This is a genomic window from Altererythrobacter sp. BO-6, assembly GCF_011047315.1.
In the GTDB taxonomy this organism is placed as follows: domain Bacteria; phylum Pseudomonadota; class Alphaproteobacteria; order Sphingomonadales; family Sphingomonadaceae; genus Erythrobacter.
Window position 1 is genome coordinate 2,938,202 of sequence record NZ_CP049259.1, and the last position, 26,745, is coordinate 2,964,946.

Here is a 26,745-nt window from a genome sequence, read left to right on the forward strand (position 1 = left end):
CCCGATTGCCCTGATCCGCATGTGCTCATCGGATCGTAGATAAGGCGCTGATCCGAAGTAGGAAAACGCGACCATCGATCCTATGTATGGCAGATCGGGCCGCAAGGGGATCGCTGGTGAAGATGTGGAACAAGGCGCGCGAACTGGCAGAGCTGGCGCCGCCAGAGCGAAACCGCTGGGTCGATTTCCTGCGCGCGCTCTCAATCATGGCAGTGGTGATCGGACACTGGCTGGTCGCGGCCCCCTATATCGACGCTGACGGCGCAGTGCAGGGCGGTCACCTGCTTGGCATCCTGCCATGGAGCCAGTGGCTGACCTGGGGCTTCCAGGTGATGCCGATCTTCTTCCTCGTCGGCGGCTATTCCAATGGCGTCAGCTGGAGTGCGCAATTGCGCAAACGGCAACCCGGGCAGACCGGACTCTATCGCGACTGGTTCGCCAGCCGGGTCCAGCGGCTGATCACGCCGGTCTTTCCGGTGCTGTTGCTTTGGGCGGGCCTTGCATTCGCCATGACACTGGCCGGGATGGACCGGGCCAATGTGAAGCTTGCTACCCAGCTGGCATTGGTGCCGGTGTGGTTCCTGGCGGTGTACCTGCTGGTAACCGCGCTGACGCCGTTGAGCCTGCGCGCCTGGCAAAGGTTTCGCTGGGGCAGCATCGCTGTTCTGGTGGCGGCTGCCGTTGCGATCGACTGGCTCACCCTGGCGCAGGGCGTGCCCTATGTGAACTTCGCCAATTTCCTGTTCGTGTGGGTGGGTATCCACCAGCTTGGCTATGCGTGGAACGATGGCGCATTTGCCAGCGTGGTGAGGGCGCTGGCGTGGTTTGCGGCCGCGCTGGCGGCGCTGATCGGCCTGACAGTATTCGGACCCTATCCGATCGCGATGATTGGCGTTCCCGGGGCAGAGATAACCAATTCAATGCCGCCCACGATCGCGCTGCTGGCGTTGGGCGTGATGCAGGCCGGGCTGGTACTGGCACTCGAACCATGGGGGCGCCGGATGCTTCAAAACCTTGGCGTCTGGACGGCCACCGTGCTGATGAATGGCATGATCATGACCGTCTATCTGTGGCACCTGACCGCGTTTGTGCTGGTGATGGTATTTGCCTGGCTGATGGGCGGTGTCGGCTTGCACGTCTTTCCGGGAACGGCCGAATGGTGGTGGACGCGCCCGATCTGGTTTGCACTCTACATCGCAGCGCTCTTGCCGATGATCGCGCTGTTTGCCCGGCACGAGCGCATGTTCGGCCCGATCCGGGGAGGGCGCACCGTGCCCAGACTGCGTGTGGCGCTGGGCGTGCTGGCGATCTGCGTTGGCCTCGCCATGACCGCAGCGATCAGCATTGCCAGCCCGGAAGGGCTGACCGGCGTAAGGTTTTGGGTTGTGGCGCTTCCCTTTGTCGGCGCGGCGCTGCTGGGCTTCGGTCCGGTATATGGCTGGTTCAGGCGTGACCGGCAGGCGTCAGGCGGATCGGTCGGCTAAGCGCAATTCCGCCTCGGCCATATAACCGCGCGTCAGCGGCAGCGCGTGGCGGCTGCGCGCGAACTGGATCTGGTAATTGCCCATGCCGCCATATTCGAAGACCGATGTCGCGCCCGCGAGATAGAAGGTCCACATGCGGTAAAAGCGCTCGTCCATCATGGCGATGATGGCATCGCGTTTGGCCTCGCAATTGGCGTACCAGGCGCGCAGGGTCCTGGCATAATGCAGCCGCAGCGTTTCGATGTCGGAATGGATCAGGCGCATCTTTTCGGACGCGGCGAGCGTTTCGGACAAGGCCGGGATATAGCCGCCCGGGAAGATGTATTTCGCGGTGAAGGCATCGGTTGTTCCGGGCCCGCCAAACCGGCCGATGGTGTGGAGCAGCATCACGCCGTCATCGGCGAGCAAATTGGCGCAGGCGCGAAAGAATGTCTCGAACTGCGGGCGCCCGACGTGCTCGAACATGCCGACCGAGACGATCCGGTCGAACTTTTCGCCGCGCGCAGCGAGATCGCGATAATCGACCAGCTCGAAGCTGACGCGATCAGCGACACCGGCGGCCTCCGCGCGCTCGCGGGCAAGCGCCAGCTGTTCCTCTGACAGGGTTATGCCCAGCACCCGGACGTCGAAATGCCGGGCCAGGTAAATGGCCATGCCGCCCCAGCCGCAGCCGATGTCGAGCACCCGCTGCCCGTCTAAAAGCGCCAGCTTCGCCGCGATATGCGCGAGCTTGGCCTCCTGCGCCTGGGCCAGCGTTTCCACTCCATCTGCCCAGTAGGCGCAACTGTATTGCATGTGCTCGGGATCGAGCATCAGGCGGTAGAAGTCGTTGCCGATGTCATAATGGTGCGCGACGTTGCGTTTGGCGCTGCGGGCTTCATTGAAAGAATTGGCGATGAACTTGGCACCGTTGCGCAGGCGCCTGAGGGGGGAGGGGGCTTCAGCCTGCCGCCACGCTCCCACGGCTGGTTGGCGCGCACCAGCTGGATAAGCTGCATGATGTCGCCCTGTTCGATGACGATGCGCCCGTCCATATAGGCCTCGCCAGCGCCGAGCCGCGGATCGAGTACTATGTCGCGCGCCACGCGGCTGTCAGTGAAACGGATGGCGACTTCGGGAGAGCCTTCCTCGGGGCTGCCGAGGGTGTGCGTCTTGCCTGAGGCTAGGGTAAGGGTGAGCTGGCCGCGCTTGACGATCGAGCCGAGGAACCGGTCGATCAGCGCGCTGCTCATTCCGCCGCTTCCCTCAGCTCCGGATCGAAGCGCCATGCAGGCACTTCCGCCATAGCACGCAACCGGGCGGATTCCTCGGCGATGTATTCGCGCGTCATCGGGATCGCCGCGCGATCCTTCACATACTGGATCTGCCAGTTCACCATCATGCCATTGCGAAAGCTCTGTTCCGCCCCGGCGAGATAGAACAGCCACATGCGGTAGAACTGCTCGTCATACATCTCTGTGATCTCCTGGCGGTGCATCACAGTGCGATTGTACCACTCTTCCAGCGTATAGCTGTAATGGAATCGCATCGCCTCGACGTCCATCACCTGCCAGCCGGCCTTTTCGCTTTCGCTCACGAGTTCGGACAGCGCGGGGATATAGCCGCCGGGGAAGATGTATTTGCGGGTCCAGGCATCGGTGAATCCGGGCGGGCCCGAACGGCCGCAGCAGTGGCTGATCATCACGCCGCCGGGCTTGAGCAGGCGGTGCGTGTGCTCGAAGAATTGCGGGTAGTGGATCGTGCCGACATGTTCGAGCAGCCCGACGGAGGATATCCGGTCGAACTCGCCGGTGACGTCGCGATAGTCCATCAGGTGGAACTGCACCTTGTCTGCCACGCCTTCGGCCTCGGCCCGTTCCTTGCAGAAGGCGATCTGGTCAGGCGCGAGCGCTACGCCGGTTACTTCCACGCCGTACATCTTGTGCAGGTAGAGCGCGAAACCGCCCCAGCCGCAGCCAATGTCCAGCACTTTCATGCCCGGCTTCAGATACATCTTGGCGGCGAGATGCGCCTTCTTGTCCATCTGCGCCTGCTCGAGCGAGGTCGATGCCGGATCGTCCTCGCGGTAATAGGCCATGGTGTACTGGCGATCCTCGTCCAGGAAACGCTCGTAGAGTTCGCGGGTGAGGTTATAGGTGTGCTCGGCATTCTTGCGGGCCGATCCGCGCAGATTGATGCCGTCGATGGCCGCGATCGCCTTGTGCGCCAGCTTGCGCAGTGGACCCTGAGCTTTCAGCGTTTCGTCGCCCAGCCGCTTTGCGTTCATGGTGACGAACAGGATCATGTCGCGGATGTCATGCGGCGCCTCGACCACCAGCCAGCCCCACATGAACGCCTCGCCCGCGCCCAGCTGCGGATAGCGGGCGATATGCGCGGCAGCCTTTGGGTGCGTCAGCCGGATGTGGACGGGGCCGGGCCTGCCGCCCACTTCGGGGGGATAGCTGCCCGGTTCGGTACCGTAGACATATTCCCTGCCGTCATGATCGGTCACGATCAGCTGCCCGTGCTTGATCGCCTTCTTCAGGAATTTGTCCAGCAACCACATAATCTTGCGTCCCCCCAGTGCAGACTTGCTGACAGACTGCGCGTGCAAGGCTAGGCTGTCAATCGCGGAGGGGATGGAGATGGCTGAAGCGAAAACCCAGGTCACGGGAGCTGATCCGGCGGATTTCATCGAAGCAGTCGAGCCGGAGTGGAAACGCGAGGAAGCGCGGGTCATCGACGCGCTTTTTCGCAAAGTCACGGGCGAGACGCCCAAGATGTGGGGCCCGGCGATCATCGGCTATGGCGAGTACAGCACCACATACGCCAGCGGACGCGATGTGACCTGGATGCGCGCCGGGTTCAGCCCGCGCAAGGCCAAGCATTCGCTTTACCTGATGGGCGGCTATTGCGACGAGATTGCGGCCCGACGCCGGGACGAGCTGCTGCTGAGACTGGGCAAGTATTCGACCGGCAAGAGCTGCCTCTACATCAACAAGCTGGCCGATATCGATCTGGAGGTGCTGGAGCAGATGATCGCCGCCGACTGGGAGGCGATGGCGCGCCGGTTTCCGCAATAGGGCGCGGCTGAAAGTCCAGTGAACGATCGTGCGCCCGACAAGACTGTTGTTCAAGCCAGCGGCGCGGCGCGACTTGAGGCGATCGAGTTGCGCAAGAATTTCGGCAAACGCCCGGTTCTCGATGGCGTATCCCTGACGATTGAGCAGGGCGAGGTGGTTGGCCTGTTCGGACCGGACGGTGCGGGCAAGACCACGACCTTCTATTGCCTACTTGGCCTGTTGCGCCCCGATATGGGCCGCGTCACGCTTGATGGGCAGGACGTGTCGCGCCTGCCCTTCTACCGCCGCGCCGTGCTGGGTCTTGCCTATCTGCCCGAGCAGCCGTCGATATTTCGCGGACTGACGGTGGAGCAGAACATCCGGTCCATGCTCGAAGTGGTCGAGCCGGTGCGCGAACTTCGCGAAGAACGGCTGGAGGATTTGCTCGACGCGCTCGACCTGGTGCGCTTGCGTGACGCCGCGGCGACGTCGCTCTCGGGTGGCGAGCGGCGGCGCTGCGAAGTGGCCCGCGCCCTGGCGCTCGATCCCAAGATCATCCTGCTTGACGAACCCTTTGCCGGGATCGACCCGCTTACCATCGCCAGCATCAAGGAAATGATCGGCGAAATGCGCAGCCGCAATATCGGCATATTGCTGACCGACCAGAATGTGCCGGAAATGCTGGGCGTGATCGAGCGCGCCTATGTCATGGACGGGGGGCGGATAATCTTTTCAGGCACGCCGGAGGAAATGCTGCGCGAACCGCTGGTGATCGATCATTACCTGGGGCAGGGGCATCGCAGCTAAAGCCCGGCATACCACTGGTAGCCGTACTGATCCTCCCAGAACCCACCTTTGCCGCCCTCGATATCGTCCAGGCTGGCAACCGCTTCGATCCCGGTTAGGTATTTTGGGTGCTTGTAGCCAAGCTGGCGCTCGATCCGCATGCGCAGTGGCGCGCCGTTCTTTTCGGGGAGCGGTTCGCCATTGAGCATATGCGCGACAATGGTTTGCGGATGATAGGCATCGACCATGTCGATGCTCTCGTAATATTTGTGGCCATAGAGCGTATCGGCGCAGCGGAAGACGATGAAATTCGCCTCTGGCAGCACCCCTGCGGCGTCGAGCAGCAGCGACAATTGCGGACCGGTCCACTCGCCGATCGCGCTCCAGCCCTCGACGCAGTCATGCCTTGTGATCTGGGTGCGCTGGGGCAGCTTGCGGATGTTCTCAAGGCTCAACGCCAGCGGCGTTTTGACTAGCCCGGTGACTTCGAGTTCCCACTCCGCAAACCCGCTTGCCAATTGGGTGCGATAGTAGGCGCTGTCGACAGTGACGGACCCATTGCCCTTGAAGGTGGGCGAAAGGTCCGCACGGGTGAATTCCGGGGCCAGCGCTTGCCGGTTGGCCAGCGCGCGGTGGGCCTTGAGATGCCAGTCCTGCGCATGTTCGAACAGCGATTGCCCAAGGTTGCTTTCCGCCACTTTGGAACAGCCAGCCGCAAACAGCCCGGCCATTCCGGCGATGATGTTCCTACGCTGCATGTTGACCTCCCGTGATCATGTCGCGGATCTGCTTCATCGGTCCGGACAGCAGCACCAGCGCGATATGGACGATGGAGAAGCCGAAAATCGCCCATGCGGTGATGAAATGGATCGAGCGCGCACTCTGCCGCCCTCCAAATATCTCGACCAGCCATGGCGCGGCCGGCTCGATACCCGGGCTGATCGCCATGCCGGTGAAGATCATCACCGGCAGGAATACCCCCAGCACCGAGCCATAGGCCAGCTTCTGCAGGAAATTGAACTTCGCCCCCTCATGCTCGAAATTGAGCTTCAGGTGTTCGACCACATCGTGCCAGATCGCGGAGGGCGTCCATTCGGCGCGGGTCGTGCGCAGGTCGCGCCAGAAGTGGCGGTTCACCAGCATGGCCACCCACATCACCAGCAGGCCTACGGCAAAGGGCCAAGCCATCAGGAAGTGCCAGGCGCGCGCTTCGGCAAGGCTGTAATAGCCCGGGATGGTCGCCCAGTCGGGAAAGCGCATGACGGAGGTCCAGGCGCCGATGCCGTCAAAACCGTAATCGCCCCAATAAAGATATCGGTGGGCGTTGGAGATATTGAGCCCGCTCATGAACAGCACGATCACGCAGAGCGCGTTGATCCAGTGCCACAGGCGCGTCGATAGCGCGTGTTTCTTCATCAATTACCCCCCATTTCACGTGCCAGCCAGATCACGTCGCGTGGCTGAGCCAGCAAGTGTTGCCCGCTGTCGACGAAGATCGTTTCGCCGCTCCGCAAGTACCCTTGGGCCAGCATCAGTGCGGCCGCGGCGACTTCGTCCGGCCCGGTCTTGCGCTTGAGCAGATTGAGCCGGTGGGAGACCTCGATCTCGTCCTCGTTCTGGTCATGGCTGGCGAGGATCGCGCCGGGGGCCAGGCCATAGACCCGGTCATCGGGCCCGGCGGCGCCCGTCGCCAGCATCGGTATGGTTGCAGCAAGCGCGTGCTTGCTCATGGTGTAGCTGAAGAAATCGGGGTTGGGGTTTTCCAGCTTTTGGTCGGTAATGTGGATCACGCGCCGTCCCCCCGTTGCCCTGGCCGTGGCCAGAAAGGCCTGCGCCATGCGCGCGGGCGTTTCGGCGTTAACCTGCATCACAGCCTTGTTCGTCGCGGGATCGAGGCCGGTTACGGGGTCGTAGGGAAAAATCGACGCATTGTTAATGAGTACACGCCAATCGGGCAGCCGAGCCGCCAAGGCTTCGACCATGGCGACCGCTGCGTCGCCATCTGCAAGGTCGCATTGCACGATCTCGGCCGAGGGCAGGCTATCGGCCAGCGCACGGGCTTCATCATCCGAACCACGATAATGGATCACGGTGTGCCAGCCGGCTTCCGCGAACGCCTGCACGATGCGGGCGCCGATCCGCGCCGCCCCCCCCGTAACCAAGACTGCTGGCCTCGACATAAAAACTGTTGAGCAGATTCGCTGTCACTTGGCTAGGGAGTGCTGAATCGCAAAGGAGAAACGCGATGAAGCTCGATCTGGTTGACGTGTTCGGTTCCGGCCCGCTTAGCGGCAATCCCCTGGCTGTGGTGCATGGGGGCGATGACCTGAGCGCGGATGAAATGCTGGCGCTGACGCGTTGGCTGGGCTTTTCCGAGACGACCTTCCTGCTGCCGCCAACCGATCCGGCGGCGGATTACCGGGTGCGGATCTTCTATCCCGCAGGCGAACTGCCGTTCGCGGGGCACCCGACACTGGGCAGCGCGCATGCATGGCTGGGGGCGGGAGGTTTGCCCAGGCAGCCTGGCACGATCGTGCAGGAGTGCGGGGTGGGCCTGGTCGAAGTGCGGCAGGACGGTGCGCGACTGGCGTTCAAGGCGCCGCCGCTGACCAAAAGCGGGCCGCTGAGCGCTGAAGAGCGCGCCAATGCGATCGCGCTGACGGGGGTTGATCCTGATGCCGTGATCGAAGCGGTACATGTCGCTAATGGCCCAGGCTGGCAATTGCTGCGGCTTCGCTCTGCCGATGACGTGCTGGCGGCCGAACCTGCGGCCAAGGCGCCAGCGGGCACTGATATCGGGCTCGCCGGGCCGTGCGATGCGGGGGAGGGCGCCGATTGGGAACTGCGCGCATTCTTTACCGACGCAATCGGACGTTTCGTAGAGGATCCGGTGACCGGCAGCTTCAACGCCGGGGTCGCGATGCACCTGTTCGGCTCAGGCATGGCGCAGGGCAGCTATCGTGCGGCGCAGGGGCGCAAGACCGGGGCGGACGGATTGGTCCATTGCCGGCAGGACGACGCAGGGGGCATCTGGATCGGCGGGACCTGCGCAACCGTGGCGCAACAAGCCGGTCTCACTGCCTTCGGATAGGAAAAGGGCGCGCCAGCAATTGCCAGCGCGCCCTTGATCCCGATTGGCGAATTAACCGATTAGCGGCACTGCAAATTGCCGCGGTCAATCTCGCGACCCAGTACGCCGCCGATCGCCGCACCGAGCAGCGCGCCCAGCGTCTTGTCGCCGCGACCGGCAAGCTCGTGCCCGGCCAATGCGCCAACGCCGGCACCAATCACGAGGCCAGTCGTGCCGTTGTCGCGCTTGCAGTAATATTTGCCATCCCTGCCGCGCCAGATGTAGCTGTCGCGCGAAATGCGGCGCGGCTCGATATAGTAACCGCGTGAATCGTAGATGGCGCGGTCCTTGGCGCGCTTGCCATGCGCCGGGGCCCAGGGCGGCGGGTCAGCGGCTGCGGGAGCCGCAGTGCCAAGCCCGGTCAGCGCCATGCTGGCAGCGGCGAATGCGATTGCGATCTTCTTCATCGTTCTGTCCTTTCCGTTTCCCTGTGACGGATTAACGGTCGGTTTCGTTCATCGATCCACAACGCCAGATGAACGGTGAAGGTAAATGCGAATAATGCGACAGAGCGTGCGCCGGAGTGCGACGAACTGTTACCGGAAGTTTATGCCAAGCGCTTGTCGATGTCACGGACCAGCCGGTCCGACACGCGGTCAAGTACGCCGAGTTCCCTCAGTTGATCATCTGGGGCGCGGTAAGCACCATAAACTGCAAGAAATGCGCGCGCGACGCTCCACGCCTCATGGCCACGTTCGACCCGTTCGAGCATGTCCCCGGCTTGCGCACTGCCTGGCTCCAGCACGCGGTAGAACCAGCCCGATCGGCTGGCTGCGACCAGCGCCTTGACCATGCCCTTTGCACCCAGATGCTGCTCTATGGTGGAGCAGGGCTGGCGCGGCTGGCTCACTTCGATCAGCGCGCTGCCAAGCCGGAACCGGTCGCCAATGCAGACGTCATGCTCGGTGATCCCGATGGTGGAGATGTTCTCGCCCATGCTGCCAGGCTGCGCGAGCCGCGGCAGGGCGCCGAAATGGTGCATCAGCCAGCCATAGGTCTCATGCGGGAAATGATGCAGCGCCATGGCCGGATAGCCGTGATGCGCGCGATCGACCTGTACATCGCTGGCGATGCCGCGCTCGCCAATCGCGACCGGGCCAGTGATTGGCTGCTTTGATATCCCGCTGCTTTTGCCATTGGGGAGGGCGCCGGCGGCACCAGCGCAGATCGCGTCAACCCGGACCTTCACGCCTGTGCTGCCTCGCGATCCCGCTCCGCGCGGCTCTTCTTCTCGGCAGCCGTTTTCAGCTGGCCGCAGGCCGCGTCAATGTCGCGCCCGCGCGGGGTTCGGACCGGGGCGCTGATGCCGCCTTCGAACACGATTTCCGCGAAGCGCTTGACCCGCTCCGGCGTGGAGCATTCGTAGGGTGCGCCCGGCCAGGGATTGAACGGGATGAGGTTCACCTTGGCCGGCAGCTTGTATTCGCGGATCAGGCGGACCAGCTCGCGCGCGTGCTCGTCGCTGTCGTTCTTGTCCTTGAGCATGACATATTCGAAGGTGATCCGCCGCGCGTTGCTGGCGCCGGGATAGGCGGCACAGGCCGACAGCAGTTCCTCGATGCCGTACTTCTTGTTCAGCGGTACGATCTCGTCGCGGATGTCCTTGGTCACGGCGTGCAGCGACACCGCGAGGTTGACCCCGATCTCCTCGCCGCAGCGGTCCATCATCGGCACCACGCCGCTCGTCGACAGGGTGATGCGGCGCTTCGACAGGGCCAGGCCGTCGCCGTCCATCACCAGTTTGAGCGCGGTCTTGACGTTGTCGAAATTGTAGAGCGGCTCGCCCATGCCCATCATCACGATATTGGTGAGCAGGCGCCCGTCGGAGGTGTACTGCGCGCTGTCTTCGTCCTCGTCCAGGCCAGCCATGCTGCCCTTGGGCCATTCGCCCAGCGCGTCACGCGCCAGCATGACCTGGCCGACGATCTCGCCCGGGGTCAGGTTGCGCACCAACTTCATCGTGCCGGTGTGGCAGAACCGGCAATTGAGCGTGCAGCCGACCTGGCTGGAGACGCATAGCGTGCCGCGATCCGCATCGGGGATGAACACCATCTCGAAATCGTGGCCATCTGCCGTGCGCAGCAGCCACTTGCGGGTTCCATCGACCGAATGCTGCGCCTCGACCACCTCGGGCCGGCCGATCACGAACCGTTCGGCGAGCCATGGGCGCATTGTCTTGGCGATGTCGGTCATTGCCTCGAAATCGGTCACGCCGCGGTGATAGAGCCAGTGGAACACCTGCTTGGCGCGCAGCTTGGCCTGCTTTGCGTCAAGCCCGGCTTCTGCAAACAGCTCGCGGATACGTTCCTTGGGCAGGCCGATCAGGTCGATACGGCCGTCGGCGCGCGGCGTGATGTCACGCGCGACGGGAACGGGATCCACCGGTCCGGGGATCGACATGAGGGCGGTATCGGCCATGGAGCGCGCGCATATAGTGCGACGCGGTGGCTTTGGCTAGCGCTTGCGGCTCAAGGCTGCCGGGGCGCAACCAAGCGTGGCGGCATCGATCGCGCTGGCGGCGCCCGCCAGCACATAACGATCGGTGAAGCGCCGCCCGCTGATAGTCGTGGAGCTCACACTCATGCTCTCGGCCGAACGCAGGGCAGCCACGATGGCTGCATCCATTGCCGGGTCCGCCGCCCAGGCGTCTCCTCCTCCGCCCACGAGCACGAAGCTGCGCCCGCCCACCCGCAGGGACACGCGGGCATTCGGGCGGATTTCGCGCGACAGCCGGAAATGCACCTGGCCGCGGATCTGCCGGTTGGGCCAGCTGCCGATGCTGGCATAGGGTTCGTACTGGCGGGCGCGCATTGTTTCCGCGCCAGTCGGTTCAGGCTTGGCAATCGCATAGCAGCGCGGGATCTGTGCGTCGCGAAAGGCTGCCCAGCCGGAAAACACGCCCAGGCTCTCCTTCGCGGCGAGCGGCGCTGCGAGCATCAGGAACAGCGCGAACGGCAGGGCAGGGCGAAAGCGGCTAGTCATAACTGATCGCCACCACTTCCCATTCCTTCGTGCCTGAGGGAAGGCGCACAACCCGCAAATCCCCGACCGACGCGCCTCTGAGCGCGCGGGCCAGCGGCGAATTCCAGCCGATCCGCCCGGCGCCAGCATCCTGCTCGTCATCGCCAACAATGGTCAAAACCTTCCGGTTGTCGTCCTCGTCGGCAATTTCCACACTCGCGCCGAAATATACCCGCGCCGTGTCAGGCTGCTCATTCGGGTCGACCACCCGCAGCGCTTTCATCCGCCGCGCCAGATGCGCCAGTTCGCGGTCGATCTCGCGCATGCGCTTGCGGCCATACAGGTAATCGCCATTCTCGCTGCGATCGCCATTGCCCGCCGCCCAGCTGACGATTTCGACGATCTTCGGGCGCTCGTCTCCCAGCAAATGGTCGTAGCGCGCCTTGAGCGCCGCCATGCCTTGCGGCGTGATCGGGTCCCCTTGCGGTTTCACTTCAGGTCAGCGCTGGAGGAAATAGTCGATTGTCCGCGGCTTGCCGCCGGGGGCCTTGCTCGGATGCATATTGTCATAGGCGACGGCATTTCCGAGCACGCGCATGATGTAATAGCGGGTCTCGAAATTCGCGGGGATCTTCTCGATCCACGTGACATAGTCGATCGCCCCTGTGCGCGGATCGCCGTTTGCCCGCAGCCATTGGTTTACGCGGCCTGGGCCGGCATTGTAGGCGCCGATCGCAAGCGGGTATGCGCCACCATAATAGTCGAGCATGCGGCGGAAATAGGCATCGCCCAGCTTGATATTGTATTGGGTGTCGTCGGTCAGGCTGGCGGACATGTAGTTGACGCCCAGCTTGACCGCCTGTTCGCGCGCGGTACCCGGCATCAGCTGCATCATCCCGCGCGCACCGGCGTGGCTGACGCGATTCTGGTCGAATTCGCTCTCCTGCCGCATGATCGCATGCGCCATGGTCCAGTTGGCGGTCATGGGGACTTGCACGGTCGGGTGGGCAAAGCGTTCGAACCCGGTCAGCCCGTGCTCAGGTGCGGTTGCACCGGCCACTACTGCGAATTCCTCAAGCCGCAGCTCTCGCGAAAGTTCGGCAAGCAGGGCCATATCGGCCGGCGTGCGTGCCTTGTCTGCCAGCGCTTCGAAGAAAGCGCGCTCGGTCCGCCAGTCGCGCCGGGCCGAAGCAATCGAGCGGAGCGCCCTGACCAAAGGCTTGCGATCGAATTCGGCGCGTTCTTCGGGTGAGATCTGGACCGGGGGCGTTTCCGCGAATTGCGGCATCGGCTGGCCCAAGGCGCTGAGCGCCAGCTGGCCATAATACTGGTCGCCATATTGCGCGGCCATGCCGAAATAGCGGTTTGCGTCGTTCGTGTTGCCCGCCTGGCGCGACGCACGACCCGCCCAATAGAACCCTTTCGCCCGCGTCAGCGGCGTCTTGGCCGCCGCGCCATAACGGTAGAACAGCGGGGCGGCGGCAGCACCGTCACCCAGCTTCCACAGCGCCTCGGTGCCACCAAGCCACATGAGGTCGGTATATTTGTCGCGCAGACGGAAAGACCCGTCGCTCACATCGGTGCCCGGGGCGAACAGGTCATCGACCGACGCCGCGATCCTGACCGCCCGCTGCGCGCCTGCGCCCTTGGCGGCGGTCAGCATTTCGCTGACCATGTCGGCTGCATCATGCGGCAGGCCTGCAAATTTCGGCCTGCTGGCCAGCACATCGATCGCCTGCGAAATCCGCTGGTTCTTCCGGTAGTAGCGGACGAGGTTGTAGACCACGCCCGGCTGGTCGAGCGCGGCGCGCGGGATGGCGATGCCTTCATCGGCGGCCAGCTCGTCGCGCAGCAGCGCAATGCGCTTGGTGAAAAGGTCACGCTTCTCAGGCGATGTCATCAGGATGTGGCGCTGTGCGGCATCAGCCGCACCTTGCCATAGCAATGCCTCCATCCGGGCGTCATTGTCGTCCTGGGTGAAAATCCCGGCATAAAGGCCAAGGATATAGGCCTCAGCGGTGTCGCTCATTGCGCCGCCGCGCCAGGCTGCCCTGGCTACGTCGCGAGCTTCAGGCCGCTGTACAGATGACAGCGCCAGCGCATAGCGCGCCCGGCCTGTATTGGTCAGCGGCGGATAAGCGTCGAAATAGGCGACCAGCGCTTCGGGCGAGGGCGCCTCGCTGTCGAGCGCGCTTTCGGCCCGCGCTTGCAGGCGGGCGGCGCGCGGAAAATCCGGATAGGCGAGCAGGAAACCCGAATAGGCGTTGAAGCCCAGCCGATCGTTGGCGTTGAGGTCTTCCCAGCGGCTGATCGCCAGATCGGTGCGGGTCGGCTGCTGTGCCACCAGTTGCGTCCGCGCCATGTCCCAGCTGGCGGCATCCTTGGTCGCCGCCGGCGCACTCATCAGCAGGCTTGCGCTGCCAAGGAACAGCGTTGCCATCAGATATTTGCTGCGAGAGGTATTTTGCATGCTGGACATAGTGCCTGCCCGCTCCTTATCAGGCCGTGAACAGCCTTGGAAAGCCCACGGCGTTGCATTTTCCCCTCGCGCGGATAATGCCATCAAGAAAGGTCCGAAATCAATGTTTTCTGGTTCCATTCCTGCTCTGGTGACTCCGTTTCGCAATGGGGTGTTCGACGAAGCCGCGTTTCGCCGCCTGGTTGACTGGCAGATCGAACAAGGCAGTTCGGCGCTGGTGCCGTGCGGAACGACCGGCGAAGCGTCGACCCTTTCCAATGCCGAACACCACCGGGTGATCGAAGTCTGCATCGAACAGGCGGCGGGCCGGGTGCCGGTAATTGCGGGTTGCGGATCGAACGATACGCGCAACGCGCTGCTCCACATGAACTTCTCGCGCAAGGCAGGGGCGGCAGCGGGCTTGTGCGTTGCCCCGTACTACAACCGGCCGAGCCAGCGCGGGCTGATTGCGCATTTCAGTTTCCTGGCGGAAAACAGCGACCTGCCGATCGTTCTTTATAACGTTCCCGCGCGCACGGTGACCGATATCGAGGATGAAACGGTGGTTGCGCTGGTCAAGAAGTACCCTGACCGGATCGTGGCGATCAAGGATGCGAGCGGCGATTTGTCGCGCGTCGCCGACCACCGCATGGGGATCGGGCGCGAGTTCTGCCAGCTTTCCGGCAATGACGAACTTTGGCTGCCACACTCGGCAGCAGGCGGGCGGGGCTGCATTTCTGTGACCGCCAATGTCGCTCCGGCGCTTTGCGCGGAATTCCACGAAGCGATCGCCGCGAATGAGCTCAAGAAGGCGCGTGAGCTGAACGACCGGCTGTTTCCGCTGCATTACGCCATGTTCAGCGATGCCTCGCCCGCGCCGGTCAAATATGCGCTTAGCCGGGTGCATGACTGGATCGAACCGACGGTGCGCCTGCCGCTGGTCGAATGTTCGGACGCGGCGAAGAAGCAGGTCGACGAAGCGCTGGCGATCGCCGGGCTGCTCTGACCAGACCGCCCCTTTCGCTTTGATGTTTTAGCCCCTACATGGCGCGCCATCATGGCTCGCCCGAAACCCGAAACCTTCGACAAGCAGAAGACCGTCGCCGAAAACCGGCGTGCGCGGTTTGACTATGCCATCGAGGACAAGTTCGAAGCCGGGCTGGCGCTGTCCGGCACTGAAGTGAAGGCGCTGCGCGCGGGCGAGGCCTCGATCGCCGAAAGCTATGCTGAAGTCCGCGATGGCGAGGTGTGGCTCGTCAATGCCAATATCCCCGAATACAGCCATGGCAACCGGCTCAACCACGAGCCGCGCCGCCCGCGCAAGCTGCTGCTCCATGCCCGCGAGATCGAAAAACTGTTCGGCGCGGTAGAGCGCAAGGGCATGACGCTGATCCCGCTGTCGATCTATTTCAACAAGACCGGCCGGGCGAAGGTTGAACTGGCGCTGGCCAAGGGCAAGCAGGCGCATGACAAGCGCCAGTCGATCAAGGAACGCGACTGGAAGCGCGACAAGGCGCGGCTGATGCGCGAACGGGGCTAAAAAAACCGGTTTCGCTGTTGCGGATTCACCATATTGTCAGGGAAATCCTGCTACCCATATCGGCCAGATAACCCGCTTTGCCGAAATTGCCGCGTGCTCCCCTTGCGGAGCGGCAGTTTCGGGCGCAAGGCGGCGGCGGAAAAGGCAATGGCGACCACGATCGAAAACATGGCTGGCGGACAAATTGCGCAGCTATTTCCCGACTCGCGAGGAAATGGCCGGCAATCGCTGGCTTGCGCCGATTGCGCATCGCTTCCTCAGCCCTGAGCTGTGGCGCTTTACCCGCCGCTCGGTGCCGCGCGGAGTGGCGCTGGGCCTGTTCGCCGCCTTTATCGTGCCGATCGGCCAGATTTTCCTCGCGGCGTTCCTGGCACTTCCGGCGCGGGCCAATGTGCCGCTAGCGGCAGCGGTGACCTTTGTCACCAATCCCTTCACGCTGCCCTTCTGGCTGGTTGTCGCCAACAAGGTTGGGGGCCTGACGCTGATGGTCGACGCGGCCACAGCCGGGGTGGCAACCCATGGCATGGAAAGCGGGCGGTTTGCCTGGCTGGAAGAGCTTTGGGAGCTGGCCGGCGTCACCGCCTTCGGTTTCATCGTGCTGGCCGTTGTGACCGCGGCGATCGGCTATCTGGCATCAGGCGCGATCTGGCGCATCATCGTATCGCGCCGCCGCTCCCGGCGATTGCGGCAGATGGAAATGCGGCTGGATGACCGGCTCGGGGTCGGCAAAGGATGAATTTGCGAGCCGGTTTGCTGGACGGCAAGGCAATCGACCAACCCACAGTGCTGCTGGGCGGTATCGCCGGTGCGATGCTGCTGAGTGCGGCAATCCTGTGGCTCGCTACAGGCGAAATCCTGCTGGTGCTGGCATATGCACTGGGCCTCGCGGTGCTGTTTGGCGCAGGCCTTGCCATGCAGCGCCTGCAATCCCTGCCACAGGGCGAAATCGCTGCTGCCATTGACTGGTCGGTGACGGTTGCCGCGATTGACAAACCTGGCGAAGCGATTGCCATTACTGACCGCGCCAACCGGCTGGTGTGCGCCAATTCAGCCTATGTTGAATGGTTTGGCGTGGATGCCGCGCCGCCCAGCTTGCCGGTTGAGCGAGCGGCGCTTGAGGAGCTTGTGCGGCTGGTCCGCCGGGCATGGCGCGATGGGAAGGCTCAGGCTGATCGACTTGACGGCACGAACGGCACGACACCGTTTACAGCCAGTGCGCAACGTGCGGGCAGGGGTGATGATCACCTGATCTGGCGCTTCCGCAAGATCGAACCCAAGATCGCCGATCCGCTGGCGAGTTACGATGTGACAGGGGCGTTCGGGCGGATGCTGGCCAAGGCCGGGATCGAAGCTGCCATCACCGGCCCCGATGGCACGATCAAGAGTGCCAGTGCCGGTTTCGCAGAGCGCGCCGCCGGAGACGCGCATACCACTCTGGCCGGGCAGGATTTCGTGTCTTTCCTTCGCTCCGACGACCGCGAGCGCATTTATTTCGCGCGCGAAGGCAAGGGCGGAACGCCGCAGACCCTGATCCATGTCCCGCTGGACGATCCCGACAATCCCTCGCCGGCAGGGCCGGAAGAGGCGCAATCGCTGATGCTGCTGGTCGATAGCGGGGTTGGCATCGGTTCCGGATGGGAAACATCTTCCCAAGGCGTGGCCCAGCTGGAGGCATTGCTGGCGCAGCTGCCGCTAGGCCTCGCCATGACCGATCGGGATGGCCGGTTCCTGTTCTCGAATGAGGCATTCCTGCGGGCGATCGACCGCGAGCAGCGCGGGCTTCCGGCATTCCCGACCGATCTGGTGGTGCGGGAGGACAAGGCCGCGCTGTCTGACGCGGTGCGGCGCCATGGCCGCGGTCCTGCCACCAGCGGCAACATGGCGATACGGCTGAGCCATGCGCCCGATGAGACGGTATCGCTGGGCTTGGCCGGCGTGCGCGGGTTGGGCGAAGCCGCTGTCCTGCTGAGCCTCACAGACTCGAAGGAAGAAACCCAGCTCAAGCGCCAGGTCGCACAAGCCACCAAGATGCAGGCGGTGGGCCAGCTGGCCGGCGGCGTGGCACATGACTTCAACAATGTGCTGACCGCGATCATCGGCACATGCGACCTGATGCTGCTGCGTCACACGCCGGGGGACAGCGATTACGACGATATCCAGCAGATCCGTGCGAATTCGAACCGGGCCGCCTCGCTGACGCGGCAATTGCTGGCTTTCTCCCGCCAGCAAACGCTGCGCCCTGAAATCCTGCAGCTGCCCGATGTCGTCAGCGAAGTGAACCCGCTGATCACCCGCCTGCTTGGCGAAAAGATCGAATACAAGGTGCAGCATGACCGCGACCTGGGGCCGGTGCGTGCCGACCCGCAGCAGCTTGAACAGGTGATCATGAACCTTGCGGTCAATGCGCGCGATGCGATCCAGATGCACCGCGGCGGGGCGGGCAAGATTACGTTGACCACACGCCGGGTGAATATGCGGCAGGTTGAGCAGATGGGTTCGGAAATCCTCCCTGCGGCCGACTATACCGTGCTGGTGGTCGAAGACACCGGCGGGGGCATACCGCCGCAGGTGATGCCAAAGCTGTTCGAACCGTTCTTCACCACCAAGGAGCAAGGCAAGGGCACCGGGCTTGGCCTGTCGACCGCATACGGTATCGTCAAGCAGTCGGGCGGCTTCCTGTTCGCAGACAATGTGACGGGTGCTGGCGGGCGCGTGATCGGTGCGCGTTTCGCAGTCTATCTTCCGGTCCACCAAGGGCCGATGCCGCAGGCACCGCAAGCACCCGCTGAAGCGCCGTCGAGCGAATGGTCGGGCGGCGGGCGCATCCTGCTGGTGGAGGACGAAGACATGGTGCGTGCCGTGGCCGAGCGCGCGCTCAGCCGCGCAGGCTATGTCGTCACCCCCTGTGCCGATGGCGAGGAAGGACTTGCCGCCATCACCTCCGGGGGGCGAATTCGACCTGGTCGTAAGCGATGTCGTGATGCCCGGGATGGATGGCCCGGCCATGGCGCGCGCGATCCGCCAGACGCAGCCCGATCTGCCGGTGCTGTTCATGTCCGGCTATGCCGAGGAACAGCTGCGCAAGGATATCGACATCCCGCGCATGCACTTCCTGGCGAAGCCGTTCAGCGTGCAGCAGATCAGCGACAAGGTTGCCGGGATCATGCAGGCCCTGCCGAGGCACTAGTACGCCATATAGAGGGCGAAGCGACCGTAGTCGTCTATCCTGTCGGCCAGCATTGGTTCACAAACGGACTGTGAAACAGTGGCTTGGATTGCGGGCAGGAGGATTTGATGGCGAATTTTCGCAAATGGAAGCGGGTTGCTCTGGCAGGGACCTTGCTGGCGACGAGTACGGCGGTGCTCTCCCAAAGCGACGAAAGCGCGCAGGGCGACCTTTCGATCACCATCTACAATAACGGCCAGGCGCTGGTGCAGGACGTACGGCAAATTGCGATCGCTGCAGGCCGCAGCCGGATCGAATTCCCCGATGTCTCGGCCCAGATCAGGCCGGAAACGCTCAGCTTCGCTGCCAGTGGCGCGGCGATTGTCGAGCAGAACTTCGACTTTGACCTGCTGACCCCGCAAAAGATGATGGAGAAGGCGATCGGCCAAACGGTCACGCTGATCCGCACCAATCCCGCAACCGGTGCAGAAACGCGCGAGCGCGCCAAGGTGCTGTCGACCGCAGGCGGCGTGGTGATCCAGATCGGTGACCGGATCGAAGTGCTGCGTGACGACGGCCTGCCGGTGCGCGTCGTGTTCGACCGGGTTCCCCCGAACCTGCGCGCGCGGCCGACACTCTCGGTAAACGTCCAGAGCGACCGGGCCGGCACGCGCCCTGCCTCGATCCGTTACCTGACCCCGGGGCTGGGCTGGAACGCCGACTATGTCGCGCTGTTCGACGAAGGGCGGGGCACGATCGACGTCCAGGGCTGGGTCACGCTGACCAATAACACCGGCACCACTTTCAACAACGCCAACACCCTGCTGGTGGCTGGCAACCCGTCCAATGCATCTGTGCGGTATCGGCAGATCATGTCGCGCGCCGTCGCAACCACGCGCCCCGGCACGGAAAGTGCGGACCGCGAACAGGTGGGCGATTTCTACCTTTACCCGATCAGCGGGCGGACCACGATTGCCAACGCCCAGACCAAGCAGGTCAGCTTCCTTGACGCGCACGGCGTTCCGGCGCGCAAGGTCTATGGCCACACTGTTGTCTGGCTGGCGAATGATGGTGAACCCCAGAACGTCAGCAGCGAGATCGCCTTCAGTTCGTCGCGCTCGGGCGGGCTGGGCGATGCGCTGCCCGCAGGCACCGTGCGGTTCTATCAGCGCGACCGCAAGGGCAGCCCGCAATTCATCGGTGAGAGCGCGATCGATCACACTCCCATGGGCAGCGAGCTGACGCTGCGAACCGGCGATGCCTTCGATATCCAAGTGAAGTCCGAAGTCGAAAAGCGCGAGAAAATGACCCCGGACGAGTGGGAGCGGGTCGAACGCTTCAAGGTCACCTTGCCCGATGGCGAGGCCGTGAGCGGCATTCGTGAGCGGCCCAAGACCTATTGGACCACCACGATGCGCTATACGCTGACCAACGCCAAATCCTCGCCTGTAGAGGTCGAACTGGTCCAGGCCGGGCTCGACTATGGCTGGTGGAGCCGCGATTTCCGTGTTGTCAGCGAGGACGTGCCGGGGGAACAGCTGAACGCCAACAAGCGCAAATATGTCATCAGCGTGCCCGCCAATGGCGAGCGGGTGGTGCGGGTGACCTACGCTACGCGGTATTGATCCGATGCGCCGCTTGCGCGCCTGTGTAATTGCCGCGCTGGCACTGCTCGGCGGTCCGCTGGCCGCGCGCGAGGTAGTGGATGCATCCGCGCCAGAAAAGCTTGCGGTCACGATCTATCGCGATCCCAGCCAGGGAGAGTTCGATCCCGATAGGCCGCAAGGCTTCGGCCTGATCAGCGAAACCCGCACAGTCACCTTGCCACCCGGCGAATCGACTATCCGCTTCACCGGCGTCGCCGAGGGAATGGTCGCGGTCTCGGCCATGGTCACCGGCCTGCCCGGCGGCACGATCGAGAAGAACCGCAATGCAGCGCTGCTTTCCCCTGCTGCGCTGGTCGACGGAACACTGGGCAACCGCGTTACCGTCACCCGCACGAACCCCGCAACCGGCGTTGCACAAAGCGAGCAAGCGGTCGTCCGCACCCGTGCCGATGGCGGCATCGTGCTGCAAACGTCGCAAGGATATGAAGCGGTGCGCTGCTCAGGCCTGCCCGAACGGCTCGGCTTTGACCGTGTACCGGCGGGACTGTCAGCGGAACCGGTGTTTACCATCGACACGCGCGACGAGACCGGCGGCAACTACACCGTCACGTTGACCTATCTCGCCTGGGGCTTCGACTGGCGCGCGCATTATGTCGCGACGCTGCATGACGGCAAGGCAGGCGGGCGCCGTGACATGCGCATGCGCAGCTGGCTGACACTGGTGAATGACAATGCGCAGAGCTTCGAAAATGCCGAACTGTCGGTTGTTGCCGGCACGCTCAATATCGAATCTGACTTCGAGGATCTGGCTGAGCCTCCGCGCGGCGCGCCGCTGCGACTCGAATGCTGGCCGATCGGGAGCACTGCGCTGGGGACGTATATCGATTACCTGCCGGCCCCTCCTCCGCCCATGATGATGGCCCCGATCAGCGAAGCGATCATGGTCACCGGTTCGCGCCTTCGCGCAAAGGAATTCGATTCCGCGTCTCCCGTAGCGATGATCGCGAGCGAGGAAAATCTCGGCGATTTCAAGCTGTTTCGCGTGCCGGAGCCGGTCACCGTACGGGCTAAGGGGATGAAGCAGGTCGCCTTTCTCGACAAGGACCGGGTGCGCGGCGAATTGATCAAAGAAGCCTATTGCGATCTTTACGACCGGTTTGATGACGACCAGGATTTCCGCCCCGTCAGCCTGCTTTACCGCGTTGAGAACGAAGAAAAGCTGGGCCTCGGCGCGTCATTGCCGCGCGGCGGCGCGACAGTGTTCGAACCTTCTTCGGCGGGAGAACTGCTGATCGGCGAAAGCGGCCTGCGCGATTATGCTGTTGGCGAAGAGGTCGAAATCCGGCTGGGTGAAAGCTCCCTCGTCTTTGGCCAATGTGCAGGCACGGGATCGTCCCAGGACATGGGGCCTGACGAGAACGACTGGCAGGAAGTGCGCGCGGTGCTAACCAATGCGGGAAGCAATTCGATCGAGGTCGAACTTCAAATCGGCAGCAGTACCGGCTGGCAGGTAAAAAAGGCGCGTGGGGCAAGGGTGCGCAATGGCACGCACGTAGTGACCGTGCGTGTCGCGGCGGGGGGAACTTCCGAGATGAAGTTCTGGGTCCGAGAGCTTGACTGACGCGTTTGTGCTGTTCGTTTTTCCGGCCTTGGCGGTGTTGTGACAAAAAATTTCGTTCCCCACTTGTTCTTGTGGAACAAACCCGATACATAGCCTCTCAACAGGGCGGTCGATAACCGGCTTTCAGCCCTAGGCAAGCAAGGGAGGCCATGCGATGGCGACGAGTCTGAAACTGGTTGAAAAGGAGTCATCCGTGGATCGTCAGAAGGCGCTCGAAGCCGCTTTGGCCCAGATTGACCGGGCCTTTGGCAAAGGCTCGGCGATGAAGCTCGGTTCGAAGGAAACGATGCAGGTCGAATCGATTTCGACCGGCTCGCTCGGCCTCGATATCGCGCTTGGTATCGGCGGATTGCCCAAGGGGCGCGTGATCGAGGTGTATGGTCCGGAAAGCTCGGGCAAGACCACGCTGGCGCTGCATGTGATTGCCGAAGCGCAGAAGAATGGCGGCACGGCGGCTTTCGTCGATGCCGAACATGCGCTGGACCCGGTCTATGCCAAGAAGCTCGGCGTCGATATCGACGAGTTGATCGTGTCGCAGCCCGACACGGGCGAGCAGGCGCTGGAAATCACCGATACGCTGGTGCGTTCGAATGCGATCGATGTGCTGGTGGTGGACTCGGTCGCGGCGCTGGTGCCGCGCGCGGAGATCGAAGGCGAGATGGGTGACAGCCATGTCGGCCTGCAGGCCCGCCTGATGTCGCAATCGCTGCGCAAGCTGACGGGTTCGATCAACCGTTCGAAGTGCATGGTGATTTTCATCAACCAGCTGCGCATGAAGATCGGGGTGATGTACGGCAATCCGGAAACCACCACCGGCGGCAATGCGCTCAAGTTCTACGCCTCGGTTCGGCTCGACATTCGCCGCACCGGCCAGATCAAGGATCGTGACGATATCGTTGGCAACACCACTCGCGTGAAAGTGGTGAAGAACAAGGTCGCGCCACCGTTCAAGCAGGTCGAATTCGACATCATGTATGGCGAAGGCATCTCGAAGATCGGCGAGATCCTGGACCTGGGCGTCAAGGCAGGGCTGGTCGAGAAATCCGGCAGCTGGTTCTCCTATGACAGCATCCGGATCGGCCAGGGCCGCGAAAATGCCAAGCAGTACCTCAAGGACAACCCAGAGATTTGCGACAAGTTGGAAGCTGCCATCCGCAGCCAGACCGACAAGGTCGCCGAGGAGATGATGACGGGCCCGGACGCGGATTCCGACGACTGATCCTCAAGCAGGCGCAAGCGGCGCCTGGAAAACCGGAAAGCCGGCGCGAGCGTTCCTCTCCAGGGCCCGCGTCGGCTTTTCGATTCCTGCGCATGGATTGAATTCTCCCGCACCGACGCGCATGGGGAACTGACGGGCTCCGGAGCTTGGGACCGCAAGAACCATCGGAGAGACTATGGCTGGCGTCGATACACAGGAATGGCAGGGCCGGGTGGGCAAATCGTGGGCTGCCGAGTGGCAGCGCACCGATCGCAGCTTCTCGCAGTTAACGGAAGAGCTGAAGCGGCAAATCTTCGCCCTCGAATTTTCGCATGTGCTCGATATCGGCTGTGGCGCCGGCGAATTGTCGCTGGCGGTGGCCGCAGCGCGCCCCAACGCGCAGGTGGTGGGGGTGGATGTATCGCCCGACCTGATCGAGGCGGCACGGGCTCGGGCGCGCTCGATCGAGAATCTGCATTTCGAACTGGCCGATGCGGCCACTTGGCATCCGGATGATGGGGCTGCACCCGACCTATTGATGTCTCGCCATGGGGTAATGTTCTTCGACGATCCGGTGGCGGCGTTTGCCAATCTCCGATGCATTTCCGCGCCTGGTGCCTGTATGATCTTTTCCTGCTTTCGGGAGATCGACCAGAATCCGTTCTTTCGCGAGGCGGGGCGCCTGGTTCCTCCCGATCCGGCAGCACCGCCGGGCGATCCGCATGCGCCAGGTCCTTTTGCCTTCGCGGACAAGGACCGGGTCGAGCGTATCCTGGCCGAGGCGGGTTGGCGAGATATCCGTTTTGAAGCCTTTGATTTCGATATGATCGCTGGTGCGGGCGAGCATCCGGTCCAAGATGCGGTGGGCTATTTCAGCCGCATCGGCCCAGCGGCGCGCGCGCTCGCCGACATCGAAGGGGCTGAAGAGGAGCAAATGCTGGCGCGCATTCGCGAACTGTCCGAGGCAAATTTGCGTCACGGGAAAGTCGCGTTGGGTGCCGGTGTGTGGATTGTGTCAGCGCGGCACAGCTGAATGCGCTAACCGGCTTGTCGCGCGGCCAAGTAAGCCCTAACTGCGCATCCATGACGTCGACCAACGAAATCCGCCGCTCCTTCCTCGACTATTTCGCTTCGGCTGACCACGCCGAGATCGCGAGCGCGCCGCTTGTTCCCTACAACGATCCCACGCTGATGTTCGTCAATGCGGGCATGGTGCCGTTCAAGAATTCCTTTACGGGCCTCGAAGCCCCGCCTGCGCCGCGCGCCACCAGCTCGCAGAAATGCGTGCGCGCCGGGGGCAAGCACAACGATCTCGACAATGTCGGCTACACCGCGCGGCATCACACCTTCTTCGAAATGCTCGGCAATTTCTCGTTCGGCGACTATTTCAAGGAACAGGCGATCCACCACGCGTGGTCCCTGCTGACAAAGGAATGGGGCCTGTCGGCGGACAAGCTGACCACCACGGTCTATCACACCGATGACGAGGCGTTTGACTTGTGGCGCAAGATTTCGGGCCTGCCTGAAAGCCGCATCATCCGTATCCCCACCAACGACAATTTCTGGTCGATGGGGGACACCGGCCCGTGCGGTCCCTGCTCGGAAATTTTCTACGATCATGGTGAGCACATCTTCGGCGGCCCTCCGGGCAGCCCGGATGAGGATGGGGATCGCTTCGTCGAGATCTGGAACCTCGTGTTCATGCAGTTCGACCAGCAGGCTGATGGCACGCGCAGCAACCTGCCCAAACCCTCGATCGACACCGGCATGGGCCTCGAGCGCATCGCGGCAGTGATGCAGGGCGTCCACGACAATTACGACACAGACACCTTCAAGGCGCTGATCGCGGCATCGGAAAGCCTGACCGGGGTCAAGGCTGAAGGGGAGAGCAAGGCCAGCCATCGGGTAATCGCCGATCACCTGCGCTCCACCAGTTTCCTGATGGCGGACGGCGTCCTGCCCTCGAATGAAGGGCGCGGTTATGTGCTGCGGCGGATCATGCGCCGCGCCATGCGCCATGCCCACTTGCTGGGCGCAAGCGAGCCGCTGATGCATCGGCTCGTGCCAGCGCTGGTGACCGAAATGGGCCAGGCCTATCCTGAATTGACCCGGGGCCAGGCGCTGATCCAGGAAGTGCTCGAGCGTGAGGAAACCCAGTTCCGCAAGACGCTCGACAAGGGCCTGCGGCTGCTCGACGAAGCGACCGGCAACATGGGCGAAGGCGGCGAGCTTGATGGCGAAACCGCATTCAGGCTCTATGACACCTACGGCTTCCCTTATGACCTGACCGAAGACGCATTGCGTTCGCGCGGAATCAGTGTCGACCGCGCCGGCTTCGATGCGGCCATGGCGCGCCAGAAGGCGGCCGCCCGTGCGGCCTGGAAGGGCTCCGGCCAGGCGGCTGACAGCGAAGTCTGGTTCGACATTGCCGAGCGGGAAGGCGCGACCGAGTTTACCGGCTACACCGCAACCAGCGGCGAGGGCCGGGTCGTGGCACTGGTCAAGGACGGGGCCGAGATCGAGCAGGCCGCTGCGGGAGACGAAGTTGTCATCCTGACCAACCAGACGCCGTTCTATGGCGAAAGCGGCGGGCAGACGGGCGATGCCGGGTCAATTTCTACCGCCGCTGGCCTGCGTGCCGCTGTGCACGACACCTCGAAGCCGCTCGGGCGGCTGCATGCGCATCACACCCGCATCGAGGCGGGTTCAATCGCCGTGGGCGATACCGTCCATCTCGATGTCGACGTGGCACGGCGCGACCGGATCCGGGCCAATCATTCGGCGACGCACCTGGTGCATGCCGCACTGCGCAACACCTTGGGGGCGCATGTGACGCAGAAGGGCTCGCTGGTGGCGGATGACCGCTTCCGGTTCGATTTCTCGCACCCCAAGCCGCTGACTGCCGAAGAGATCGCTGCGGTCGAAGCCGAAGTGAATGCGGAAATCCGCGCCAACGAGCCGGTGTCGACCCGGCTGATGAGCCCAGATGAGGCGGTCGAGGCGGGCGCGTTGGCGCTGTTTGGCGAGAAATATGGCGACGAAGTGCGTGTTCTGGCGATGGGACGCGCGGCGACCGGCGGCCGCAATTACTCGGTCGAACTGTGCGGCGGGACCCATGTCCGCGCGACGGGCGACATCGGAATTTTCCGGATCGTATCCGAAGGCGCCGTGTCTTCCGGTATCCGCCGGATCGAAGCCCTGACCGGCGAGGCTGCGCGCCAGTGGCTGGTCGACCGCGAAGAGGCGTTGAAGGCTGCTGCCGGTGAGATCCGCGCAACGCCGGAAGAGGTGCCCGCGCGCATTGCGGCGCTTTTGGCCGAGCGCAGGACGCTTGAGAAAGAGCTCGCCGAAGCGAAGAAGGCGCTGGCGCTTGCAGGCGGCGGCGCTAGCGGCCCGGCGCAGTCGGCTGACGAGGAGATCGGCGGCGTCACGTTCAGCGGCCAGGTGCTTGAAGGCCTTGACCCCAAAGAGCTGCGCCCACTGCTCGATGAAGCCAAGAACCGGCTCGGTTCGGGTGTTGCTGCGGCCGTGGCAGTGAATGACGGCAAGGCGGCCTTTGCCGTTGCCGTGACCGATGACCTGACAGCCCGTTTCAGCGCGGTCGACCTTGTTCGCATTGGTGTGGAGGCATTGGGCGGCAAGGGCGGCGGCGGGCGGCCCGACATGGCGCAGGGCGGTGGCCCGGATGGCAGCAAGGCCGATCAGGCGCTGGCTGCGGTGCGCGAGGCGCTGGCCAAAGTCAGCGCCTGAAGG

22 protein-coding genes and 2 pseudogenes are annotated in these 26,745 nt (G+C 63.4%); 13 read left to right on the plus strand and 11 right to left on the minus strand.

Annotated features, from left to right (window positions below; genetic code table 11):
- Positions 1 to 122 precede the first annotated feature (122 nt).
- Positions 123 to 1,484: an acyltransferase gene (locus G6N82_RS14330; RefSeq protein WP_241255276.1), complete on the plus strand. Its 1,362-nt coding sequence runs from the start codon at positions 123 to 125 to the stop codon at positions 1,482 to 1,484.
- Here the strand turns inward: G6N82_RS14330 and G6N82_RS14335 are convergent.
- Positions 1,464 to 2,716 (minus strand): annotated as a pseudogene (locus G6N82_RS14335) (cyclopropane-fatty-acyl-phospholipid synthase family protein). The gene G6N82_RS14330 and the pseudogene G6N82_RS14335 overlap by 21 nt on opposite strands.
- Positions 2,713 to 4,029, minus strand: a complete 1,317-nt coding sequence (locus tag G6N82_RS14340) for a cyclopropane-fatty-acyl-phospholipid synthase family protein (RefSeq protein WP_165197584.1) — start codon at positions 4,027 to 4,029, stop codon at positions 2,713 to 2,715. Before G6N82_RS14340 ends, G6N82_RS14335 begins: the two are co-directional and overlap by 4 nt.
- Positions 4,030 to 4,108: 79 nt before the next feature.
- Here G6N82_RS14340 and G6N82_RS14345 point away from each other — a divergent pair, with 79 nt between their 5' ends.
- Complete coding sequence (locus tag G6N82_RS14345) at positions 4,109 to 4,546, plus strand: DUF1801 domain-containing protein (RefSeq protein ID WP_165197586.1); 438 nt, start codon at positions 4,109 to 4,111, stop codon at positions 4,544 to 4,546.
- Positions 4,547 to 4,564: 18 nt separating this feature from the next.
- Complete coding sequence (gene lptB / locus G6N82_RS14350; protein WP_165197588.1) at positions 4,565 to 5,332, plus strand: LPS export ABC transporter ATP-binding protein; 768 nt, start codon at positions 4,565 to 4,567, stop codon at positions 5,330 to 5,332.
- Here the strand turns inward: lptB and G6N82_RS14355 are convergent.
- Genes G6N82_RS14355 through G6N82_RS14365 form a run of 3 tightly spaced genes read right to left on the minus strand, consistent with a single transcriptional unit; the run spans position 5,329 to position 7,491 of the window.
- Positions 5,329 to 6,069 carry a molybdopterin-dependent oxidoreductase gene (locus tag G6N82_RS14355; RefSeq protein WP_165197590.1) on the minus strand — a complete coding sequence of 247 codons (741 nt, stop codon included), beginning with the start codon at positions 6,067 to 6,069 and terminating at the stop codon, positions 5,329 to 5,331. The two genes, lptB and G6N82_RS14355, sit on opposite strands and share 4 nt — an antisense overlap.
- Positions 6,059 to 6,727, minus strand: coding sequence for a cytochrome b/b6 domain-containing protein (locus tag G6N82_RS14360; protein WP_165197592.1), 669 nt, complete (start codon positions 6,725 to 6,727; stop codon positions 6,059 to 6,061). The genes G6N82_RS14355 and G6N82_RS14360 overlap by 11 nt, the downstream gene beginning before the upstream one ends.
- A complete protein-coding gene (locus G6N82_RS14365; protein ID WP_165197594.1) occupies positions 6,727 to 7,491 on the minus strand; it encodes an SDR family oxidoreductase in 765 nt (254 codons plus the stop codon). The genes G6N82_RS14360 and G6N82_RS14365 overlap by 1 nt, the downstream gene beginning before the upstream one ends.
- Before the next feature lie 65 nt (positions 7,492 to 7,556).
- Here G6N82_RS14365 and G6N82_RS14370 point away from each other — a divergent pair, with 65 nt between their 5' ends.
- Positions 7,557 to 8,402, plus strand: coding sequence for a PhzF family phenazine biosynthesis protein (locus G6N82_RS14370; protein WP_165197596.1), 846 nt, complete (start codon positions 7,557 to 7,559; stop codon positions 8,400 to 8,402).
- 59 nt (positions 8,403 to 8,461) lie between these two features.
- Here G6N82_RS14370 and G6N82_RS14375 read toward each other — a convergent pair whose 3' ends face one another.
- The 6 genes from G6N82_RS14375 to G6N82_RS14400 form a co-directional block, all read right to left on the minus strand.
- Positions 8,462 to 8,848 carry a glycine zipper 2TM domain-containing protein gene (locus tag G6N82_RS14375; RefSeq protein ID WP_165197598.1) on the minus strand — a complete coding sequence of 129 codons (387 nt, stop codon included), beginning with the start codon at positions 8,846 to 8,848 and terminating at the stop codon, positions 8,462 to 8,464.
- A gap of 140 nt (positions 8,849 to 8,988) precedes the next feature.
- Complete coding sequence (locus tag G6N82_RS14380) at positions 8,989 to 9,630, minus strand: MOSC domain-containing protein (RefSeq protein WP_165197600.1); 642 nt, start codon at positions 9,628 to 9,630, stop codon at positions 8,989 to 8,991.
- On the minus strand, positions 9,627 to 10,859 hold the full coding sequence (gene rlmN, locus G6N82_RS14385; protein WP_165197602.1) for a 23S rRNA (adenine(2503)-C(2))-methyltransferase RlmN: 1,233 nt from the start codon (positions 10,857 to 10,859) through the stop codon (positions 9,627 to 9,629). Before rlmN ends, G6N82_RS14380 begins: the two co-directional genes overlap by 4 nt.
- A 36-nt stretch (positions 10,860 to 10,895) precedes the next feature.
- Positions 10,896 to 11,423: a hypothetical protein gene (locus G6N82_RS14390; RefSeq protein ID WP_165197604.1), complete on the minus strand. Its 528-nt coding sequence runs from the start codon at positions 11,421 to 11,423 to the stop codon at positions 10,896 to 10,898.
- Positions 11,416 to 11,895: a transcription elongation factor GreB gene (gene greB / locus G6N82_RS14395; protein WP_165197606.1), complete on the minus strand. Its 480-nt coding sequence runs from the start codon at positions 11,893 to 11,895 to the stop codon at positions 11,416 to 11,418. The genes G6N82_RS14390 and greB overlap by 8 nt, the downstream gene beginning before the upstream one ends.
- A gap of 6 nt (positions 11,896 to 11,901) precedes the next feature.
- A complete protein-coding gene (locus G6N82_RS14400; RefSeq protein ID WP_241255127.1) occupies positions 11,902 to 13,842 on the minus strand; it encodes a lytic transglycosylase domain-containing protein in 1,941 nt (646 codons plus the stop codon).
- A gap of 142 nt (positions 13,843 to 13,984) precedes the next feature.
- Between G6N82_RS14400 and dapA the strand changes: the two genes are divergently transcribed.
- The 9 genes and pseudogenes from dapA to alaS all read left to right on the plus strand — a co-directional run bounded on the left by dapA (position 13,985) and on the right by alaS (position 26,742).
- A complete protein-coding gene (gene dapA, locus G6N82_RS14405; protein ID WP_165197608.1) occupies positions 13,985 to 14,866 on the plus strand; it encodes a 4-hydroxy-tetrahydrodipicolinate synthase in 882 nt (293 codons plus the stop codon).
- A gap of 51 nt (positions 14,867 to 14,917) precedes the next feature.
- Positions 14,918 to 15,400, plus strand: a complete 483-nt coding sequence (gene smpB / locus G6N82_RS14410) for an SsrA-binding protein SmpB (RefSeq protein WP_165197618.1) — start codon at positions 14,918 to 14,920, stop codon at positions 15,398 to 15,400.
- Positions 15,401 to 15,614: 214 nt separating this feature from the next.
- Positions 15,615 to 16,136, plus strand: coding sequence for a DUF2062 domain-containing protein (locus tag G6N82_RS14415; RefSeq protein ID WP_165198303.1), 522 nt, complete (start codon positions 15,615 to 15,617; stop codon positions 16,134 to 16,136).
- A gap of 74 nt (positions 16,137 to 16,210) precedes the next feature.
- Positions 16,211 to 18,587 (plus strand): annotated as a pseudogene (locus G6N82_RS14420) (response regulator).
- Between the two features lie 107 nt (positions 18,588 to 18,694).
- The gene (locus tag G6N82_RS14425; protein WP_241255128.1) at positions 18,695 to 20,191 is read left to right on the plus strand and encodes a DUF4139 domain-containing protein; all 1,497 of its coding nucleotides are present in this window, start codon (positions 18,695 to 18,697) and stop codon (positions 20,189 to 20,191) included.
- A 4-nt stretch (positions 20,192 to 20,195) separates the two neighbouring features.
- Positions 20,196 to 21,794, plus strand: a complete 1,599-nt coding sequence (locus G6N82_RS14430) for a hypothetical protein (RefSeq protein ID WP_165197627.1) — start codon at positions 20,196 to 20,198, stop codon at positions 21,792 to 21,794.
- Between the two features lie 154 nt (positions 21,795 to 21,948).
- Positions 21,949 to 23,013, plus strand: a complete 1,065-nt coding sequence (gene recA / locus G6N82_RS14435; protein WP_165197629.1) for a recombinase RecA — start codon at positions 21,949 to 21,951, stop codon at positions 23,011 to 23,013.
- A 175-nt stretch (positions 23,014 to 23,188) separates the two neighbouring features.
- Positions 23,189 to 24,025: a class I SAM-dependent methyltransferase gene (locus G6N82_RS14440; protein ID WP_165197631.1), complete on the plus strand. Its 837-nt coding sequence runs from the start codon at positions 23,189 to 23,191 to the stop codon at positions 24,023 to 24,025.
- Positions 24,026 to 24,075: 50 nt separating this feature from the next.
- Positions 24,076 to 26,742 (plus strand): alanine--tRNA ligase, encoded by a 2,667-nt coding sequence (alaS, locus tag G6N82_RS14445; RefSeq protein WP_165197633.1) that lies wholly within the window; start codon positions 24,076 to 24,078, stop codon positions 26,740 to 26,742.
- Positions 26,743 to 26,745 lie beyond the last annotated feature (3 nt).

Coding starts and splice junctions, on each gene's coding strand:
- G6N82_RS14330 (WP_241255276.1), top strand. CDS start 123: ATGTGGAACAAGGCGCGCGAACTGGCAGAGCTGGCGCCGCCAGAGCGA.
- G6N82_RS14340 (WP_165197584.1), bottom strand. CDS start 4,029: ATGTGGTTGCTGGACAAATTCCTGAAGAAGGCGATCAAGCACGGGCAG.
- G6N82_RS14345 (WP_165197586.1), top strand. CDS start 4,109: ATGGCTGAAGCGAAAACCCAGGTCACGGGAGCTGATCCGGCGGATTTC.
- G6N82_RS14355 (WP_165197590.1), bottom strand. CDS start 6,069: ATGCAGCGTAGGAACATCATCGCCGGAATGGCCGGGCTGTTTGCGGCT.
- G6N82_RS14360 (WP_165197592.1), bottom strand. CDS start 6,727: ATGAAGAAACACGCGCTATCGACGCGCCTGTGGCACTGGATCAACGCG.
- G6N82_RS14365 (WP_165197594.1), bottom strand. CDS start 7,491: ATGTCGAGGCCAGCAGTCTTGGTTACGGGGGGGGCGGCGCGGATCGGC.
- G6N82_RS14370 (WP_165197596.1), top strand. CDS start 7,557: ATGAAGCTCGATCTGGTTGACGTGTTCGGTTCCGGCCCGCTTAGCGGC.
- G6N82_RS14375 (WP_165197598.1), bottom strand. CDS start 8,848: ATGAAGAAGATCGCAATCGCATTCGCCGCTGCCAGCATGGCGCTGACC.
- rlmN (WP_165197602.1), bottom strand. CDS start 10,859: ATGGCCGATACCGCCCTCATGTCGATCCCCGGACCGGTGGATCCCGTT.
- G6N82_RS14390 (WP_165197604.1), bottom strand. CDS start 11,423: ATGACTAGCCGCTTTCGCCCTGCCCTGCCGTTCGCGCTGTTCCTGATG.
- G6N82_RS14400 (WP_241255127.1), bottom strand. CDS start 13,842: ATGGCAACGCTGTTCCTTGGCAGCGCAAGCCTGCTGATGAGTGCGCCG.
- dapA (WP_165197608.1), top strand. CDS start 13,985: ATGTTTTCTGGTTCCATTCCTGCTCTGGTGACTCCGTTTCGCAATGGG.
- smpB (WP_165197618.1), top strand. CDS start 14,918: ATGGCTCGCCCGAAACCCGAAACCTTCGACAAGCAGAAGACCGTCGCC.
- G6N82_RS14415 (WP_165198303.1), top strand. CDS start 15,615: ATGGCCGGCAATCGCTGGCTTGCGCCGATTGCGCATCGCTTCCTCAGC.
- G6N82_RS14425 (WP_241255128.1), top strand. CDS start 18,695: ATGGCGAATTTTCGCAAATGGAAGCGGGTTGCTCTGGCAGGGACCTTG.
- G6N82_RS14430 (WP_165197627.1), top strand. CDS start 20,196: ATGCGCCGCTTGCGCGCCTGTGTAATTGCCGCGCTGGCACTGCTCGGC.
- recA (WP_165197629.1), top strand. CDS start 21,949: ATGGCGACGAGTCTGAAACTGGTTGAAAAGGAGTCATCCGTGGATCGT.
- G6N82_RS14440 (WP_165197631.1), top strand. CDS start 23,189: ATGGCTGGCGTCGATACACAGGAATGGCAGGGCCGGGTGGGCAAATCG.
- alaS (WP_165197633.1), top strand. CDS start 24,076: ATGACGTCGACCAACGAAATCCGCCGCTCCTTCCTCGACTATTTCGCT.